This is a genomic window from Streptantibioticus rubrisoli (assembly GCF_024436055.1).
GTDB lineage: Bacteria > Actinomycetota > Actinomycetes > Streptomycetales > Streptomycetaceae > Streptantibioticus_A > Streptantibioticus_A rubrisoli.
On sequence record NZ_JANFNH010000006.1, the window covers coordinates 157457 to 172782 of the forward strand.

Below are 15326 nucleotides of genomic sequence, written 5' to 3' on the forward strand. Positions count from 1 at the left end.
CGCGTGGGCGGCCGGTACTTCCAACCGTGACCAAGGACTTTCATGACTTCCTCCCCCGAAGAATCCATCGATCCGTCCGTCGATTCAGTTGTACTCCGGGCCACTGACAACGGGGTCTCGTGGATCGCCCTCAACCGGCCGGAGGCGATGAACGCGCTCACCCCCGACCAGCGCGAACGCCTCATCCGCCTACTGGATGACGCCTCCGGCGACCCGCTGGTCCGGGCCGTCGTGATCACCGGAGCGGGCCGGGCGTTCTGCGCCGGAGCAGACCTGCGCGCCACCCCGGCAACCCGCCCGGGGCCACCCACCGCAAGCCCGATCCCCACCCCCGCCGACCGCATCGCGGGCGACGTCGCCCGGACCATACGGCGCGGCGCCCAACGGCTGATCGCCGCCGTGCTGGACTGCGAGAAACCGGTGATCGCGGCCGTGAACGGCACCGCCGCCGGTATCGGGGCGCACCTCGCCTTCGCATGCGACCTGGTCATCGCGGCCGAGGGCGCGCGGTTCATCGAGGTGTTCGTCCGGCGTGGCCTGGTCCCCGACGGAGGCGGTACGTATCTGCTCCCCCGCCTGGTCGGTCCGCAGCGCGCCAAGGAGCTGATGTTCTTCGGCGAGGACCTGCGGGCTGCCACGGCGCAGCGGCTGGGGTTGGTCAACCGCGTCGTGCCCGCTGAGGAGTTGACGAAAACCACCCGTGAGTGGGCTGACCGGCTCGCCTGCGCACCCACCCGAGCGCTGACGCTCACGAAACAACTGGTCAACTCCTCGCTGGAGTCCGACCGCGGCACCGCGTTCGCCGCCGAAGCCGCCGCCCAGGAGATCAACATGACCACCGCGGACGCCCAGGAAGGCGTCCGCGCCTTCGTCGAACGCCGAAGCCCGCAATTCCGGGGCCGCTGACCGGCGGCAAGCGCCCCACAAACACACTTTCAATCTGACGCTTGGTCAGTTTCAATGGTCAGTGTGATGGGACACGCAGGAATGGCGGCCACCGCCGTCCGCTACCTCAGGTCAGTAGGGGCGCCGACAACCGCCGCACCCGTCGAAGCGATGCCACGACCGGAGCTGCGAGCGGTTCGGGATGACGATCGGGCGCCGGTCGACCACGGCGAATTCCGGCGCGTGCTGAGCCACTTCGCCAGCGGCGTCACGGTGATCACCGCGCCGGAAGCGCATGACGAGGAGCCCGGCCCCGCCGGCTTCGCCTGCCAGTCGTTCGTCTCGCTGTCGCTCGACCCACCGCTGGTCGCGTTCATGGTCGGCCGTACGTCCACCACCTGGCCGCGCATCGCCCGCACCGGTGTCTTCTGCGTCAACGTCCTCGGCGCCGACCAGAAGGAACTGTGCCGGGCCTTCGCCGTGAGCGGTGGCGACAAGTTCGCCGGGGTGGAGTGGGCTGCCGCCCCCGCGACCGGCGCACCGCTGCTCGCCGGGGTCACCGCGTGGGTCGACTGCACCATTCACGCGGTGCACACCGGCGGTGACCACCTCATCGTCGTCGGCCGTGTCGCCGCCCTCGGTACGCAGCGGCACGGAGCGGAGGCGCCGTTGATCTTCCACCAGGGGCGCTTCGGCACCGTCTCCGGTTAGGGCTCCAGCCTGACTTCGCACCGCCTCCGGTCAGAGCTCCGGCCACAACCTCGCACGCTCCCGCTTGGCGCCGCGCGCCAACGCAAGCCCCATCAGAAGGTGAGCACGCCACGGGCCACCCGCCCGTTGCGCGCGTCATCAGCGGCTTTGGCGAAGTCCTCTATCGGATAGGTCCTGGTGACCAACTCATCGAGCAGCAGGCGCCGTTGCCGGTAGAGCTCGGCATACAACGCGATGTCCCGCTGCGGCCGTGAGGACCCGTACCGGCAGCCGAGGATGGACTTGTCCAGATACATGGTGGAGACACGGAACGACGCCTCGGCGTCCGCGGGCGGTACGCCGAGGAGTACGGCCTGGCCATGTCGGTCCAGCAGGTCGATGGCCTGACGGATGAGCCGTACGTGCCCCACACACTCGAAGGCGTGGTCGGCGCCGCTCGGCAGCAGGGCGTGGACCGCCTCGACCGGGTCGGCGACCCGTGAGGCGTCGATGAAGTCGGTGGCGCCGAACCGCCGGGCCACCGCTTCCTTTGCCGGGTTCGCGTCGATGGCGATGATGCGCCGGGCTCCGGCGATCCGTGCGCCCTGAATGACGTTGAGGCCGACGCCGCCGGTGCCGATGACGACCACGGACTCGCCGAGGCCGACCCTGGCCCGGTTGAGCACGGCACCGACGCCAGTCACGACGGCGCAGCCGATCAGCGCGGCGGAGGTGAAGGGTATGTCCCGTGGAACGGGGACCGCCTGCACCGCCTTGACGAGGGTGCGCTCCGCGAAGGCGGAGCTGGCCGCGAAGTTGTAGAGCGCCTCGCCGCCGCGGCTGAACGGTCGCTGCGGACGCCCCATCGCCCTGCGGCACATGGTCGGACGGCCTCGATCGCATTCGCCGCACGCACCGCAGTTGGCCAGCGTGGACAGCGCGACGTGATCGCCGGGTGCGACATGGCTGACGCCCGCGCCGACGGCCTCGACCACGCCCGCGCCCTCGTGGCCGAGGACGACGGGAACCGGAAAGGGGATCGTGCCGTCGATCACCGACAGATCGCTGTGGCACAGTCCCGCGGCCCGGACGCGCACACCGACCTCGCCCGGGCCGGGCGCGCGCACCGCGAGATCGTCCACGACCCGGGGCCGCTCGCCGTCGAAGATCACGCCTCTCATACCCACCGTCCTCACGGCCGCCGGTTCCTTACGACGGCCAGACCACCGACTGCAGTTCGCTGTACGCGTGCAGGCCGAACGAGCCGCCGTCCCGGCCGACCCCGCTTTCCTTGAATCCGCCGAAGGGCGTTTCGGGGTGCCGCTGCACGGTGTTGATGCCGACGTTTCCGCTGCGCAGCCGACCGGCGAGCCGCCAGGCGCGACCGGCGTCGCCGGAGAAGACGTAGTCGTACAGACCGTACGCGGTGCCGTTGGCGATCTCGACCGCCTCGTCCTCGGTGTCGAAGGGGATGGCGACTACCACCGGCCCGAAGACCTCCTCCTGGGCCACGGCCGTCTCCGGTCGCACGTCGGCGATGAGGGTGGGCGCCGCGTAGAAGCCGGGCTTGAGGTCGGGGCGGGTGCCGCCGGTGACGATACGGGCGCCCTGGTCCCGAGCTCCGGCGATGTGGGACTCGACGCGGTCGCGTTGGGCGGCGCTGATCAACGGGCCGATGATCGTGGAGTTATCCACAGGGTCCCCGATTGTCAGTGTCTCGGCGTAGCGTTGGAGACCGGTGACGACCTTCTCGTACAGCGCGCGATGGACGAGTACCCGGGTCGGAGCCGTGCAGATCTGTCCGCAGTGGAACGACCATGTCGAACCGACGCCGCCCACCACGTTTTTCAACGCCCCGTCGGTCACGTCGTCCAGGACGATCGCGGCTCCTTTGCCACCGAGTTCCATGAGCGTTCGCTTCATCGACCGGCCAGCCGATTCGGCTATCGCCTTTCCCACGGAGGTGGAACCAGTGAAACTGATCATGTCGACGCCACGGTGGCCGACCAAGTACTCACCCGCTGTGGCACCGGACCCGGTCACCACGTTGAACACGCCGTCCGGCAGACCGGCCTGCTGGAGGATGTCGCCGAGAAGGAGACAGGCCAGCGGATCCTGCGGCGCTGGCTTGGCCACGACGGTGTTGCCCATAGCCAGTGCGGGCGCGGCCTTCCCCGCGAGATTCACCACGGGGAAGTTGTACGAGGTGATACAGGCGACGACGCCGACCGGTCGCCGGATGGCGGCCGCGCCGAGCAGGCCTCCGGCCGCCAGTGGGGACGCCTTCACCGGCAGGGGTGCCAACGGGATCGTGTCGGGCTCAATCGCCCCGCGCGCGTAGCGACGGAAGCGTTCGACGGCCGTGGGCAGTTGCATGGTGGCCGCCACCCGCATTGTCGCTCCGGTCTCGGCCTGGAGGAGTGGTACGAGGTCCTTGGCGCGGGCGGCCAGCAGGTCCGCGGCACGGTCCAGCACGGCGGCGCGCTCCCGGGGAGCGGTGCGGCTCCACCGCTCGAACGCGGTACGCGCGGCTGTGACCGCGGCGTCCACTTCGTCCCGTGCCGCCTCCGGGGCGAGGCCGATGACCTGCTCGGTGGCGGGGTTGATGACCGGATAGTGGTCCTGGGCGGGCTGATGCCGTCCGTTGATCCAGTGCGCGTAGCGCTTCATCCGTCGGTGCCCTTCGCTGGGCTCGTTGGTCCGGTCACCCGCTGGTCGGTCAAGTGGCCATGACGTCAGGGGTGTTGGGAGGAGACCGATATGACTTCACCGGTCAGGTAGGAGCTGTAGCCGCTGGCGAGGAAGACGATGACGTTCGCGATCTCCCAGGGTTCGGCGGCGCGGCCGAAGGCTTCGCGGGAGGTGAGTTCATCGAGGAGTGCGTCACTGGTGACCTTGGCCAGGTTGGGGTGCATGGCGAGAGAGGGGGCGACGGCGTTGACCCGCACACCGTGCGGGGCGGCCTCGATGGCCGCGCATCGGGTCAGTGCCATGACACCGGCCTTGGCCGCGGCGTAGTGGGCCTGTCCGGCCTGGGCGCGCCAGCCCAGTACGGAGGCGTTGTTGACGATCACGCCCGTGCGGCGGGGGCACATGTGCCGAAGTGCGGCGCGGGTGCAGCGGAAGGTGCCACCGAGTGTGACATCGAGGACGCGATTCCACTGTTCGTCGGTCATGTCGAGGAGTTCGGCGGTGCCGCCCAGGCCCGCGTTGTTGACCAGGACGTCGACTCCGCCGAGTTCGTTGGTGACGGTGGTGAACAGACGCTGCACGTCGGCTTCGACGGTCACATCGCAGGGCACGGCGAGGGGCTTGCCACCCGTTGTGTCGGCGAGTTGCTCGGCCGACGCGGCCAGGCGGCGCTCGTGGCGATCGCTGATGACGACGGCGGCCCCTTCCTCGGCGCAGCGTTTGGCGGTGGCGAAGCCGATCCCGGTGCCCGCGGCGGCGGTTACCAGGACGGTCCGCCCGGTGAGCAGTCCATGGGCCGACTCGTACGACGGTGGCCGCGTCCGAGCTGCCGTACCAGCCCCGGTGAGCCGCCCGGGGGTGGGTTCGGGGGTCATGGGCGGGGCTCCTTCGGAAGTCCGAGGACGCGCTCGGCGATGATCGTTCGCTGGATCTCGTCCGATCCGCCGTAGATGGTGTCGGCCCGGCTGAACAGGAAGAGCCTTTGGATGGAGTCGAGTTGATATGGAAGGTCAGTGCTCGGGTCGTCGGGTTCGGCGGCCGAGACAGCCGCGTCCTGGAGGGCGGGGCCCGCCGAGGCGGGGGTGCCTCGTACGGCCATCGCCAGTTCGCCGAGGCGCTGGTGCCAGCGGGCCCACAGGAGTTTGGACATGCTCGGGGCGGCCGGATCCGTGGTGCCGAGGGTGCGCAGCGCGTTCCAGCGCATGACGCGCAGGTCCGCCCACTGCCGGATCAGGCGGTCGCGTAGCACCGGATCATCGGTGGCGCCGTTGCCGCAGGCCAGTGCCATGATGTCCGCCAACTCCCGGGCGAAGCCGATCTGCTGGACGAGGGTGGACACGCCGCGTTCGAAGCCGAGGAGGGCCATGGCGATGCGCCAGCCGTCGCCCTCGGCGCCGACACGGTGGTCCGCGGCGGCGTAGGCGCCGTCGAAGAACACCTCGTTGAAGTCGCTGTCGCCGGACATCTGCCGGATGGGGCGGACCTCAACGCGGCCGGGCTGGTCCATGGGCACCAGCAGGAAGGACAGTCCACGGTGACGGGTGGAGCCGGGTTCGGTGCGGGCCAGGACGAAGCACCAGTCGGCGTCCAGCGCCAGTGACGTCCAGATCTTCTGGCCGGTGACCCGGTAGTTGGCTCCACCGGCGTCCCGGACGGCCGCGGTGCGCACGCCCGCGAGGTCGGATCCGGCGTCCGGTTCGCTGTAGCCCTGGCACCACAGTTCCTCGCCACGGGCGATGGGCGGCAGGAAGCGGTCGCGTTGGGCGGGGGTGCCGTGGGCGAGCAGGGTGGGGGCGAGGAGGTTCTCGCCGATGTGGCCGGAGCGGGCCGGTGCGGCGGCGCGGGCATACTCCTCCCCCCAGACGACCTGTTCGACCAGCGAGCCATGCCGGTTTCCGTACGGTCCGCGGGCGCCGTTGGGCGGTGCGGGGTGGCCGTCCGGGGGTTGCCAGCCCAGGCCGATCCAGCCGTGGGCGCCCAACTCGCCTTCCCACGCCCGGCCGCTGGTCGTGGTGGCCGTGAGGTGTTCGGCGAGCCAGGCCCGTGCCTCGGCGCGGAAGGCCTCGGCCCGCGGCCCGAAGGTGAAGTCCATGGCGGTTCCCTAGGCGTTGGGCCGGTCGCCCGTGGCGGCGGCTCGCCGCATGGCGTCGAGTTGGGCGAGCAGCGGCATCGGGTCGGTGCCGACGGTGCCGGGCAGGAGGTCCGCGATGCGTTGCGGGGTCCAGCCGCCGCCCTCCGCGTAGGCGGCGCGCAGTTCGCGGGGTTGGGCCCACACCGCGATCTTCGGTCCGGCGACGGTGTACACCTGGCCGGTGATGTCGCGGGCGCGGTCGCTGAGGAGGTAGACCACGAAGGGGGCGACGTCCTCGGGTTCGCCCATCTCCTTCAGTTCCATGGGGACGTTGGCGGACATCCGGGTGCGGGCGATGGGCGCGACGCAGTTCGCGGTCACGCCGTACTTGTGCAGGCCGAGGGCGGCACTGCGAACGAGGGAGATGATCCCGCCCTTGGCCGCCGAGTAGTTGGCCTGGGAGGCGCTGCCCTGGTGGTTGCCGCTGGTGAAGCCGATCAGGGTGCCGGAGCGCTGTTGGCGCATCACGGCGGATGCGGCACGGAAGACGGTGAAGGTGCCCTTGAGATGGGTGGCGACGACGGGGTCCCACTCCTGCTCGGTCATGTTGAACAGCATGCGTTCGCGCAGGATTCCGGCGACGCACACCGCCCCGTCGATCCGCCCGTACGTCTCGACGGCGGTGGCGACGATCCGGGCGCCGCCGGACATGGTCGCCACGTCGTCGGCCACGGCGACGGCGTCGCCGCCCGCCGCCTCGATCTCCTTGACCACGGCCGCCGCCACCTCGCTGGTCGGTTCGCCGCCCTCGATGGAGACACCGTGGTCGTTGACCACGACCTTGGCGCCCTCGGCGGCGCAGGCGAGCGCGACGGCCCGTCCGATCCCCCGCCCCGCGCCGGTTATCGCGATGACCTTGCCGGTCAAGAAGTCGCCCACGGCGGAACCTTCCCACGGAACTTCCCCAGTTTCTGACGGTGCGTTAGATTCTAGGAACAGTGGTGACCCATCGCGCAAGCCCCGCGTCCCCGCAAGCCCGTACTGCGCACTGGAGGCCCGGATGCCGTTGCCCGAGCGGTTCCATGACATCGCCAAGCGCGTGAACAACTGGGGGCGTTGGGGCACGGCCGACGAGATCGGCACGCTCAACCTGATCACCGACGAGGTGGTGCGCGAGGCGGCCCGCGCCGTCCGCACCGGCCACCGAGTCCCGCTCGCGCTACCCCTGAGGCAGGACGGGGTGCAGACCGGAGCGATCCCGGGCCGGGTGAACCCGCTGCGCACGATGACCGCCGTCAACTGGGCGATGTTCGGCCCCGATACGGTCGCCATCAGCGACGACGTGGTCACGATGGGGCTGCAGGCGGGCACACACTGGGACGGCCTCGGTCACGTCTCGCACTCCGGCCGCCTCTACAACGGTCGCCCCGCCAGCACGGTCACCGCGCACCAGGGAGCCGGGTTCAGCGGGATCGAGAAGGTCACCACCCTGATCTCCCGCGGTGTCCTGCTGGACGTCGCCCGCACACGCGGCGTCGAGCGCCTTCCCGAGGGCCATGCCGTGACATCCGAAGACCTCGACGCCGCCGAGGAACTGGCGGGCACCAGGGTCCGCGGGGGCGACATCGTTGTCGTGCGCACCGGGCAGATCCAGCGGTACCTGAGCGGTGACAGGCACGGATACGCGTACCCGTCCCCCGGGTTGTCGATCAGCGCGCCCGAGTGGTTCCACGCCCGTGATGTGGCGGCGGTCGCCGACGACACGTTGACGTTCGAGGTGTTCCCGCCCGAGATCAAGGACCTGTGGCTGCCGGTGCACGCGCTCCACCTGGTGGAGATGGGCATGCCGCAGGGGCAGAACTGGAATCTGGAGGAACTGTCCACAGCCTGTGCCGAGGACGGTCGTTACGCGTTCCTGCTGAGCGCGACGCCCGAGCCGTTCGTCGGCGGGGTGGGCAGTCCGGTCGCGCCGGTCGCGATCAGATAGCCCGTACTCGCCGCACCCGGGCGCCTGGAGGCACCCGGCCCGGGAACGGTTCCGGCGGCGGCGGGGTCGTCGCTCCGGTATCCGATGGCGTCACCGTAGGCGGTCATGGGGGCCTCGTCGCAGAGGTACCGGGCGGGAGAAGCCGTCGGCGTCTCCTCGGGCCGGTCCACCTCGCACCAGATGTGCTTGCCGGAGCCCTCGCGCTCCCAGCCCCAGCGGTCGGCGAGCCCGTCGACCAGTTCAAGGCCGCGCCCGCCGGTCTCGTCGCCCTTGGCGTGCCGCGGCGCCGGAGGCTTGGCGCTGGCGTCGGCGACCTCCACGCGCACCGTCCCGTTGGCGCCCGCCTCATGGGCCTCGGACTCGGGGAAGAGCATCCGCAGCACGGCCGGACAGCCGGTGTGCACCACCGCGTTGGTGACCAGCTCCGAGATGAGCAGCAGCAGTGTCTCGGCGAGCGGCTCGTCCGCTCCTATGCCCGAGCGCTGCAACCGGGAACGGGCCCATCTGCGGGCCCGGCCCACCTCAGCCGGGTCAGGGAAGACCTCCAACTGCACCTGAAGCACCTGCACCGCTCACACCATCCGAACCGGCGGACACATCGCCTCGCGCCTCCGTACCGTCACCGACCGTGACGCTGACGAAGGACAGCATGATTGACGTACAGTCACCGCAACAAGCGCTTCAGTCATATTCCAACGGGACGCGGTACACATGCTGCATACTGCCCCGCGGCCGCGCGCGTTACGGGTAGTGAATGGGCGCGACACCGTGCGTGTCCAGCGCCTACGGGCGATTTCACGCCGCCCGCGGGCATCCCGGGGCACCGCGCCGGTTGCCGCATGGCCACCGCCATGACGACCGTCGCGATTGTTGCGCCCGTGAACCACTCGCACCCGATGGAGGGTACCCGAGCAAGGCGTCGACTCCACGCCGTTACGAGTTACACCTCGGACACAACCCGATATCGACGCTCTGTGACTCCTTATTCCGGGCATATCGCACCATTCCGCAACTGCTGGCGACCAGGGGCGAGGGCGCGTACCCGCCCGGTCACCATTACCAGATCCCGGGCGCGGGAAGGGAGCTCGCCAGGGCGTCCTGGATCTCCCCCTCCCGGGCGAACCGGGTTGACAACAACCACGCGCGCTTCATGTGGAGGTGCACATCGGCCTCCCAGGTGAAGCCGGTGCCGGCGAAGATCTGAAGGCAGTCGCGGGAGTTGCGGACGGCGGCCTCGTCGGCGAGCAGCTTGGCGGCGGCGGTCTCCACCGGATCACCGGTGACGGCCGCCGCGTGGACGGCGGTACGGGCCATCTCGACCCGCACCAGCATGTCCGCGCACAGGTGCTTGACCGCCTGGAACGCCCCGATCGCCCGCCCGAACTGGCGCCGTACGCCCGCGTACTCCACCGCCGACTCCAGCGTCCGGCCCGCGATGCCGCACTGCTGGGCGGCGGTCAACAGCACGGCCTCACGGCGCAACCGCGCGGCGCCGGGAAGCGCGCGCCCTTCGGCGGGCCGGACCGTGACGCGGTTCAGCGGGGTCATCGGATCCACCGACCGCAGCTCGACGGTGACCAGTTCGGCCGGATCGACAACGAAGGCGCCGCTCTCATCGAGCCACAGCACCGCGTCCGCGTCCGGCAGATGATCGACCAGCGCGCCATCGCACCCGGCGACCACCGCCTCGCCCTCGGCGGCACCGTCCACCACTCCCGCGCTCAGATGCGTGGCCACCAGCGGTCCCGGCAGCAGCGCCCGCCCGGCCTCCTCGAAGACCAACGCGGCCTCGGCGAGCCCCATCTCCTCAAGCCGCAGCCCGAACACTCCGGCGGCGCCCAGCTCCCGCCACAGCCTCCGGTCCACCGAGGGGTCCGCCACGCAGGCCCGCATCCGGTCCCGGCCGAACCGTCCGGCCAGCAGTTCCCGTACGCCCCCGCGCAACGCGCGCTGGTCGTCGTTCAGTTGGAAGCGCACCGGGTCACGGCCCCTTCGGCAGGCCGAGGATCCGCTCGGCGACGATGTTCTTCTGGATCTGCGAGGTGCCCGCGGCGATCGTGTACGACAGCGAGGACAACCGGTCGACGGTCCACTCCCGCGAGGTGTCCAGGGCCTCCACGCCCAGCACCGCCGCCGCCGTGTCGTACAGCTCCTGGCGCGCCTGCGAGTAGCGCAGCTTGAACACCGAGCCGCCGACGCCGGGTACGCCCGTGCCGTCCTGCGCCGCGCTGACGTTCCACTGGATGAGCCGCCACAGCACCGAGAACTCGGCGGCCAGCCGTCCGACCCGCCGCCGCAGCGTCTGGTCGTCCCAGCTGCCGTTGCGCCGCGCCATGGCGGCCACCTCGCGCAACGTCCTTTGGCAGGCGATGACTTCACCGGCGAACGCCGTACCGCGTTCGAAGGACAGCGTGACCATGGTGACGCGCCAGCCGTCGTTCTCCTCGCCCACCCGGTTCGCCACCGGTACCCGGACCTCGTCAAGGAACACCTCGGCGAATTCCCTCGATCCAGCGAGTGTGCGCAGCGGCCGTACCTTAATGCCGTCGGCGTTCATGGGCATGGCCAACCAGGTGATGCCCTGATGCCTGGGCGCTTCGGGGTCGGTGCGCACCAGCAGTTCGCACCAGTCGGCGACTTCGGCGTGCGAGGTCCAGATCTTCGAACCGGTCACCACATAGCTGTCGCCGTCCCGGACCGCTCTGGTGCGCAAGGCCGCCAGGTCCGAGCCCGCTTCCGGTTCGCTGAAGCCCTGGCACCACACCTCGTCGCCGCGCAGGATGGGCGGCAGCCAGCGGCGCCGCTGCTGCGGGGTGCCCTCGGCGGCGATGGTCGGCCCGGCGTGCAGCAGTCCCACGAAGTGGGCGCCGACGTACGGCGCTTTGGCCCGCTCGGTCTCCTCCAGGAAGATCAGGTGCTGGGTGGGGGTGGCACCGCGGCCACCCGCCTCCGCGGGCCAGTGCAGTCCGGCGTAACCGGCGTCGTAGAGCATGCGCTGCCAGGTGCTGTCGTACGCCCTTCGGCCCGGCCAGTCCGCCGGATCGGGTCTGGGCGCGAGCGTGGGCACGGTGGCGGTGAGCCAGGCGCGCAGTTCGGCGCGGAAGGCTTCCTCTTCCTCGGTGTAGGCCAGGTCCATGGATCACTGCCCGTAGACCGGCTCGGGCGGTGCCGCCTTGCCCAGCAACGCGCCGATGACCGGGCCGAGTTCGGAGGGCCTCCAGCGGCGGCCCACGTCCACGGCCGGGCCGTGCCGCCAGCCGTCCGCGAGCGACACCCGGCCGCCCTCGACCTCGAAGATCCGCCCGGTCACCCCGGCCGACTCCGTACTGCCCAGCCAGACCACCAGCGGCGAGACGTTGCCGGGGTGGTAGGTGTCGAACCCGCGCTCCGGGCGGGCGACCAGTTCCGGCATCGCCTGCTCGGTCATCCGGGTCCTGGCCGCGGGGGCGATGGCGTTGACGGTCACCCCGTACCGCCCCAGTTCGGCCGCGGCGACCAGCGTCAGGGCGGCGACGCCCGCCTTCGCCACCGCGTAGTTGCCCTGCCCGACGCTGCCCAGCAGCCCCGCACCGGAGGTGGTGTTGACGACACGGGCCGCCACCGGCCGACCGGACTTGGCCTGTTGCCGCCAGTACGCGGCGGCGTGCCGTAGCGGCGCGAAGTGGCCCTTGAGGTGCACCCGCACCACCGCGTCCCATTCCGCCTCCGTCATCGAGACCAGCATCCGGTCGCGCAGGATCCCGGCGTTGTTGACCAGTACGTCCAGACCGCCGAAGGCGTCGAGCGCGGTGCGCACCAGGGACGCGGCGCCCGACCAGGTCGCGACGTCCCCGGTGTGGGCGACGGCCTCGCCGCCCGCCTGCCGTATCCGCTCGACGACCTCCTCGGGCGTGCCCGGCTCATTAAGTGCGGCCGGAGCGTCAAACATCTGCGACTGGCCAACCACGCCCAGGTCGTTGACCACTACCCGCGCCCCCGCCGCCGCGAACGCCAGCGCGTGCTCGCGGCCGATCCCACGCCCCGCGCCGGTGATCGCCACCACCCGGCCCGCGCACAGCTCAGCGGTCAAGGTCCAGCTCCAGCATCCGGATGGCGTTACCGCGCATCAGCTTGTAGACGGTCTCGTCGTCCAGTCCCTTGACATGGTCCAGCGCCACCTGCCTGGTGTGCGGGAACGTCGAGTCCACATGCGGATAGTCGGTCTCGAAGGTCGCGTTGTCGCGGCCGACGGTGTCGATCGACTCGACGCCGTGTTTGTCGCGGAAGAAGCAGCAGAAGACCTGCCGGTAGTAGTACGTGGACGGCGGCTCGGGGACCAGGTCGCGCACGCCGCCCCACGCCCGGTGTTCGCGCCAGACGTCGTCCGCGCGCTCCAGGGCGTACGGAACCCAGCCCATCTGGCCCTCGCTGTAGGCGAGTTTCAGCTGCGGGAACCTCACCAGCACGCCGCTGAACAGGAAGTCCATCAGCGACGCCATCGCGTTGTTGAAGCTCAGGCTCGCCTGTACGGCGGGCGGCGCGTCCGGTGAGGCGGCGGGCATCTGCGAGGACGAGCCGATGTGCATGTTGACGACGGTGCCGGTCTCCTCGCAGACGGCGAAGAACGGGTCCCAGTAGCCGCAGTGGACGCTGGGCAGCCCCAGATGGGTCGGGATCTCACTGAAGCAGACCGCCTTGACCCCGCGCTCGGCGTTGCGCCGGATCTCCGCGGCGGCCAGTTCCACGTCCCACAGCGGTATCAGGCACAGCGGTATCAGCCGTCCCCCGCTGTCCCCGCACCACTCCTCCACCATCCAGTCGTTGTAGGCGCGCACACAGGCCAGGGCGACCTCCTTGTCCCGCGCCTCTGCGAAGGTCTGGCCGCAGAACCGCGGGAAGGTGGGGAAGCACAGCGATGCCTCGACATGGTTGAGGTCCATGTCCTTCAACCGCTCGATCGGGTCCCAGCAGCCGCGGCGCATCTGGTCGCGGGTGATGCCCTCCAGGGTCATCTCGTCGCGGTCGAAGCCGACGGCCGCGATGTTGCGCTTGTACGGGAACTTCAGATCCTCGTAGATCCACCAGTCGGTGGGCGGTCCGTCGGGGTCCATGGTGATCTGGTACCTGCCGCCGACGTAGGCGAGTTCGCCGATGCCCGCGGTGAGCGGTTGGGGGCCGCGGTCGCGGTACTTGGCCGGGAGCCAGCTGTCGAAGAGGTGCGCGGGCTCGATGACGTGGTCGTCGACGCTGATGATCCTCGGTAGCTCCACGGCCGCCTCCCCTTCGCCCGGACACTTCATCTGACGCGGCGTCAGATCTACCGTAGCCACGCCACCCGCAACCGACAAGGCGCGACCGGAGGACCGGATGAGCGCGACCACCCCGTACGACCTCGGCACGTCCCACACCCTGTGGGAGCTGATCGCACGCCGCGCCGCGCTCACACCCCGGGCACCGGCGCTGTTCGACGAGACGGACCGCCGGATGACCTTCGGCGGGCTCGCCGAGCACGCGGAACGCGCGGCGGCGGGCCTGTACGAGCTGGGGGTGCGGCCGGGCACCCCGGTGTGCTGGCAACTGCCGACGCGAATCGAGACGGTGGTGCTCTCCGCCGCGCTCGCCCGGCTGGGAGCGGTGCAGACCCCGGTCATCCCGGTCTACCGGGACCGCGAGGTCCGGCATGCCGTCGAGCGCACCGAAGCACGCTTCCTGGTCACCCCCGGCACCTGGCGGGGCTTCGACCACACCGCCATGGCCGACCGCCTCGCCCGCGAACTCCCGCACCCGCCACGGCCGCTCACGGTGTACCACCGGCTGCCCGACGGTGACCCCGGCACCCTGCCGCCCCCGCCGTCGGACGGCGGGCAGGTGCGCTGGATCTACTGGACCTCCGGCACCACCTCCGCGCCCAAGGGCGTGCGGCACACCGACCGCAGCCTGATCGCGGGCGGCGCCTGCCTTGCGCACGCCCTGCGGATGCGGCCGGACGACGTCGGCTCGATCGCCTTCCCCTACGCGCACATAGGGGGACCGGACTACCTGATCATGTTGCTGCTGTACGGATTCCCGGCACTGCTTGTGGAGCGGTTCGCGCTGCCGGAGGTGCTGGACGCCTACCGCAGGCACGGTGTGACGCTGGCGGGCGGCAGCACGGCGTTCTACTCGCTGTTTCTGGCGGCACAGCGCCAACTGCCGCCCGGCGAACGGCTGGTGCCCACCCTGCGGCTGCTGGCGGGCGGTGGGGCGCCCAAACCGCCCGAGCTGTACCACGAGGTGGTACGGGAGCTCGGCTGCCAGCTCACCCACGGCTACGGCATGACCGAGGCCCCGATGATCACCATGTGCTCGCCGCTCGACACCCCGGAGAACCTGGCGACCACCGAGGGCCGCCCACCGGCCGGGATGGAGATACGCGTGGTGGACGGCGAGATCCGGCTGCGCGGCGAGGCGGTGTGCCAGGGCTATGTGGACCCCGGCCAGACCGCCGCCGCGTTCGACGAGGACGGCTTCTTCCGCACCGGCGACCTGGGTCGGCTGACCGCCGACGGGCATCTGGTGCTCACCGGGCGCCTGAAGGACGTCATCATCCGCAAGGGAGAGAACATCTCCGCCAGGGAGATCGAGGAACTGCTCTACGAACACCCGGCCATACACGACGCCGCCGTGATCGGCCTGCCGGACCCCGAGCGCGGGGAACGCGTCTGCGCGGTCGTGGAACAGCCCCCCGGCGGCGCGCCGCTCACCCTGGCCGAGGTCACGTCGTTCCTGCGGTCGGCGGGGCTGGCGGTGCACAAGCTGCCGGAGCAGTTGGAGGTCGTACCGGCGCTACCGCGCAACGAGACCCTGCACAAGGTGCTCAAGTACCAGCTCCGCGAACGGCTCACCGGGCGTGGCACGTCCGACGGCGCCGCCACCAACTTGCCCGATTCCAGGGGTACGTGAGCCTTCCAAAGTTCACCGGTGGCTGGAATCATCGCGCCGCACCGGTCTGTACCCGCCGGTAACCGAGCTGACCAGGAGGCG

Annotated in this window: 14 protein-coding genes; 4 read left to right on the plus strand and 10 right to left on the minus strand. The window is 70.6% G+C overall.

Annotated elements, in window-relative coordinates:
* Window positions 1-42 precede the first annotated feature (42 nt).
* A complete protein-coding gene (locus NON19_RS10010) occupies window positions 43-906 on the plus strand; it encodes an enoyl-CoA hydratase/isomerase family protein (protein ID WP_255926436.1) in 864 nt (287 codons plus the stop codon).
* A gap of 66 nt (window positions 907-972) precedes the next feature.
* Window positions 973-1596: a flavin reductase family protein gene (locus NON19_RS10015; protein ID WP_255926438.1), complete on the plus strand. Its 624-nt coding sequence runs from the start codon at window positions 973-975 to the stop codon at window positions 1594-1596.
* Between the two features lie 92 nt (window positions 1597-1688).
* On the opposite strand, the gene NON19_RS10020 is transcribed toward NON19_RS10015, so the two are convergent.
* From NON19_RS10020 to NON19_RS10040, 5 genes are all read right to left on the minus strand, one after another.
* Window positions 1689-2756 (minus strand): Zn-dependent alcohol dehydrogenase, encoded by a 1068-nt coding sequence (locus tag NON19_RS10020; protein WP_255926440.1) that lies wholly within the window; start codon window positions 2754-2756, stop codon window positions 1689-1691.
* A gap of 28 nt (window positions 2757-2784) precedes the next feature.
* Complete coding sequence (locus tag NON19_RS10025; RefSeq protein ID WP_255926442.1) at window positions 2785-4245, minus strand: aldehyde dehydrogenase family protein; 1461 nt, start codon at window positions 4243-4245, stop codon at window positions 2785-2787.
* Between the two features lie 65 nt (window positions 4246-4310).
* On the minus strand, window positions 4311-5141 hold the full coding sequence (locus NON19_RS10030) for an SDR family oxidoreductase (protein WP_255926444.1): 831 nt from the start codon (window positions 5139-5141) through the stop codon (window positions 4311-4313).
* Window positions 5138-6358, minus strand: a complete 1221-nt coding sequence (locus NON19_RS10035; RefSeq protein WP_255926446.1) for an acyl-CoA dehydrogenase family protein — start codon at window positions 6356-6358, stop codon at window positions 5138-5140. The genes NON19_RS10030 and NON19_RS10035 overlap by 4 nt, the downstream gene beginning before the upstream one ends.
* A gap of 9 nt (window positions 6359-6367) precedes the next feature.
* Window positions 6368-7276: an SDR family oxidoreductase gene (locus NON19_RS10040; protein WP_255926448.1), complete on the minus strand. Its 909-nt coding sequence runs from the start codon at window positions 7274-7276 to the stop codon at window positions 6368-6370.
* 121 nt (window positions 7277-7397) lie between these two features.
* Between NON19_RS10040 and NON19_RS10045 the strand changes: the two genes are divergently transcribed.
* Entirely contained in the window at window positions 7398-8324 is a 927-nt protein-coding gene (locus NON19_RS10045) for a cyclase family protein (protein WP_255926450.1), read from the plus strand.
* On the opposite strand, the gene NON19_RS33620 is transcribed toward NON19_RS10045, so the two are convergent.
* The 5 genes from NON19_RS33620 to NON19_RS10070 all read right to left on the minus strand — a co-directional run bounded on the left by NON19_RS33620 (window position 8243) and on the right by NON19_RS10070 (window position 13603).
* Window positions 8243-8893, minus strand: coding sequence for an ATP-binding protein (locus tag NON19_RS33620; protein WP_372514059.1), 651 nt, complete (start codon window positions 8891-8893; stop codon window positions 8243-8245). The genes NON19_RS10045 and NON19_RS33620 overlap by 82 nt on opposite strands.
* 487 nt (window positions 8894-9380) lie before the next feature.
* Entirely contained in the window at window positions 9381-10301 is a 921-nt protein-coding gene (locus NON19_RS10055) for an acyl-CoA dehydrogenase family protein (protein ID WP_255926452.1), read from the minus strand.
* Between the two features lie 4 nt (window positions 10302-10305).
* Window positions 10306-11460 carry an acyl-CoA dehydrogenase gene (locus tag NON19_RS10060; protein ID WP_255926454.1) on the minus strand — a complete coding sequence of 385 codons (1155 nt, stop codon included), beginning with the start codon at window positions 11458-11460 and terminating at the stop codon, window positions 10306-10308.
* Between the two features lie 3 nt (window positions 11461-11463).
* Window positions 11464-12393 carry an SDR family oxidoreductase gene (locus NON19_RS10065; protein WP_255926456.1) on the minus strand — a complete coding sequence of 310 codons (930 nt, stop codon included), beginning with the start codon at window positions 12391-12393 and terminating at the stop codon, window positions 11464-11466.
* Window positions 12383-13603, minus strand: a complete 1221-nt coding sequence (locus tag NON19_RS10070; RefSeq protein WP_255926458.1) for an amidohydrolase family protein — start codon at window positions 13601-13603, stop codon at window positions 12383-12385. Before NON19_RS10070 ends, NON19_RS10065 begins: the two co-directional genes overlap by 11 nt.
* 67 nt (window positions 13604-13670) lie before the next feature.
* Here NON19_RS10070 and NON19_RS10075 point away from each other — a divergent pair, with 67 nt between their 5' ends.
* Window positions 13671-15245: a class I adenylate-forming enzyme family protein gene (locus NON19_RS10075; RefSeq protein ID WP_255926460.1), complete on the plus strand. Its 1575-nt coding sequence runs from the start codon at window positions 13671-13673 to the stop codon at window positions 15243-15245.
* Window positions 15246-15326 lie beyond the last annotated feature (81 nt).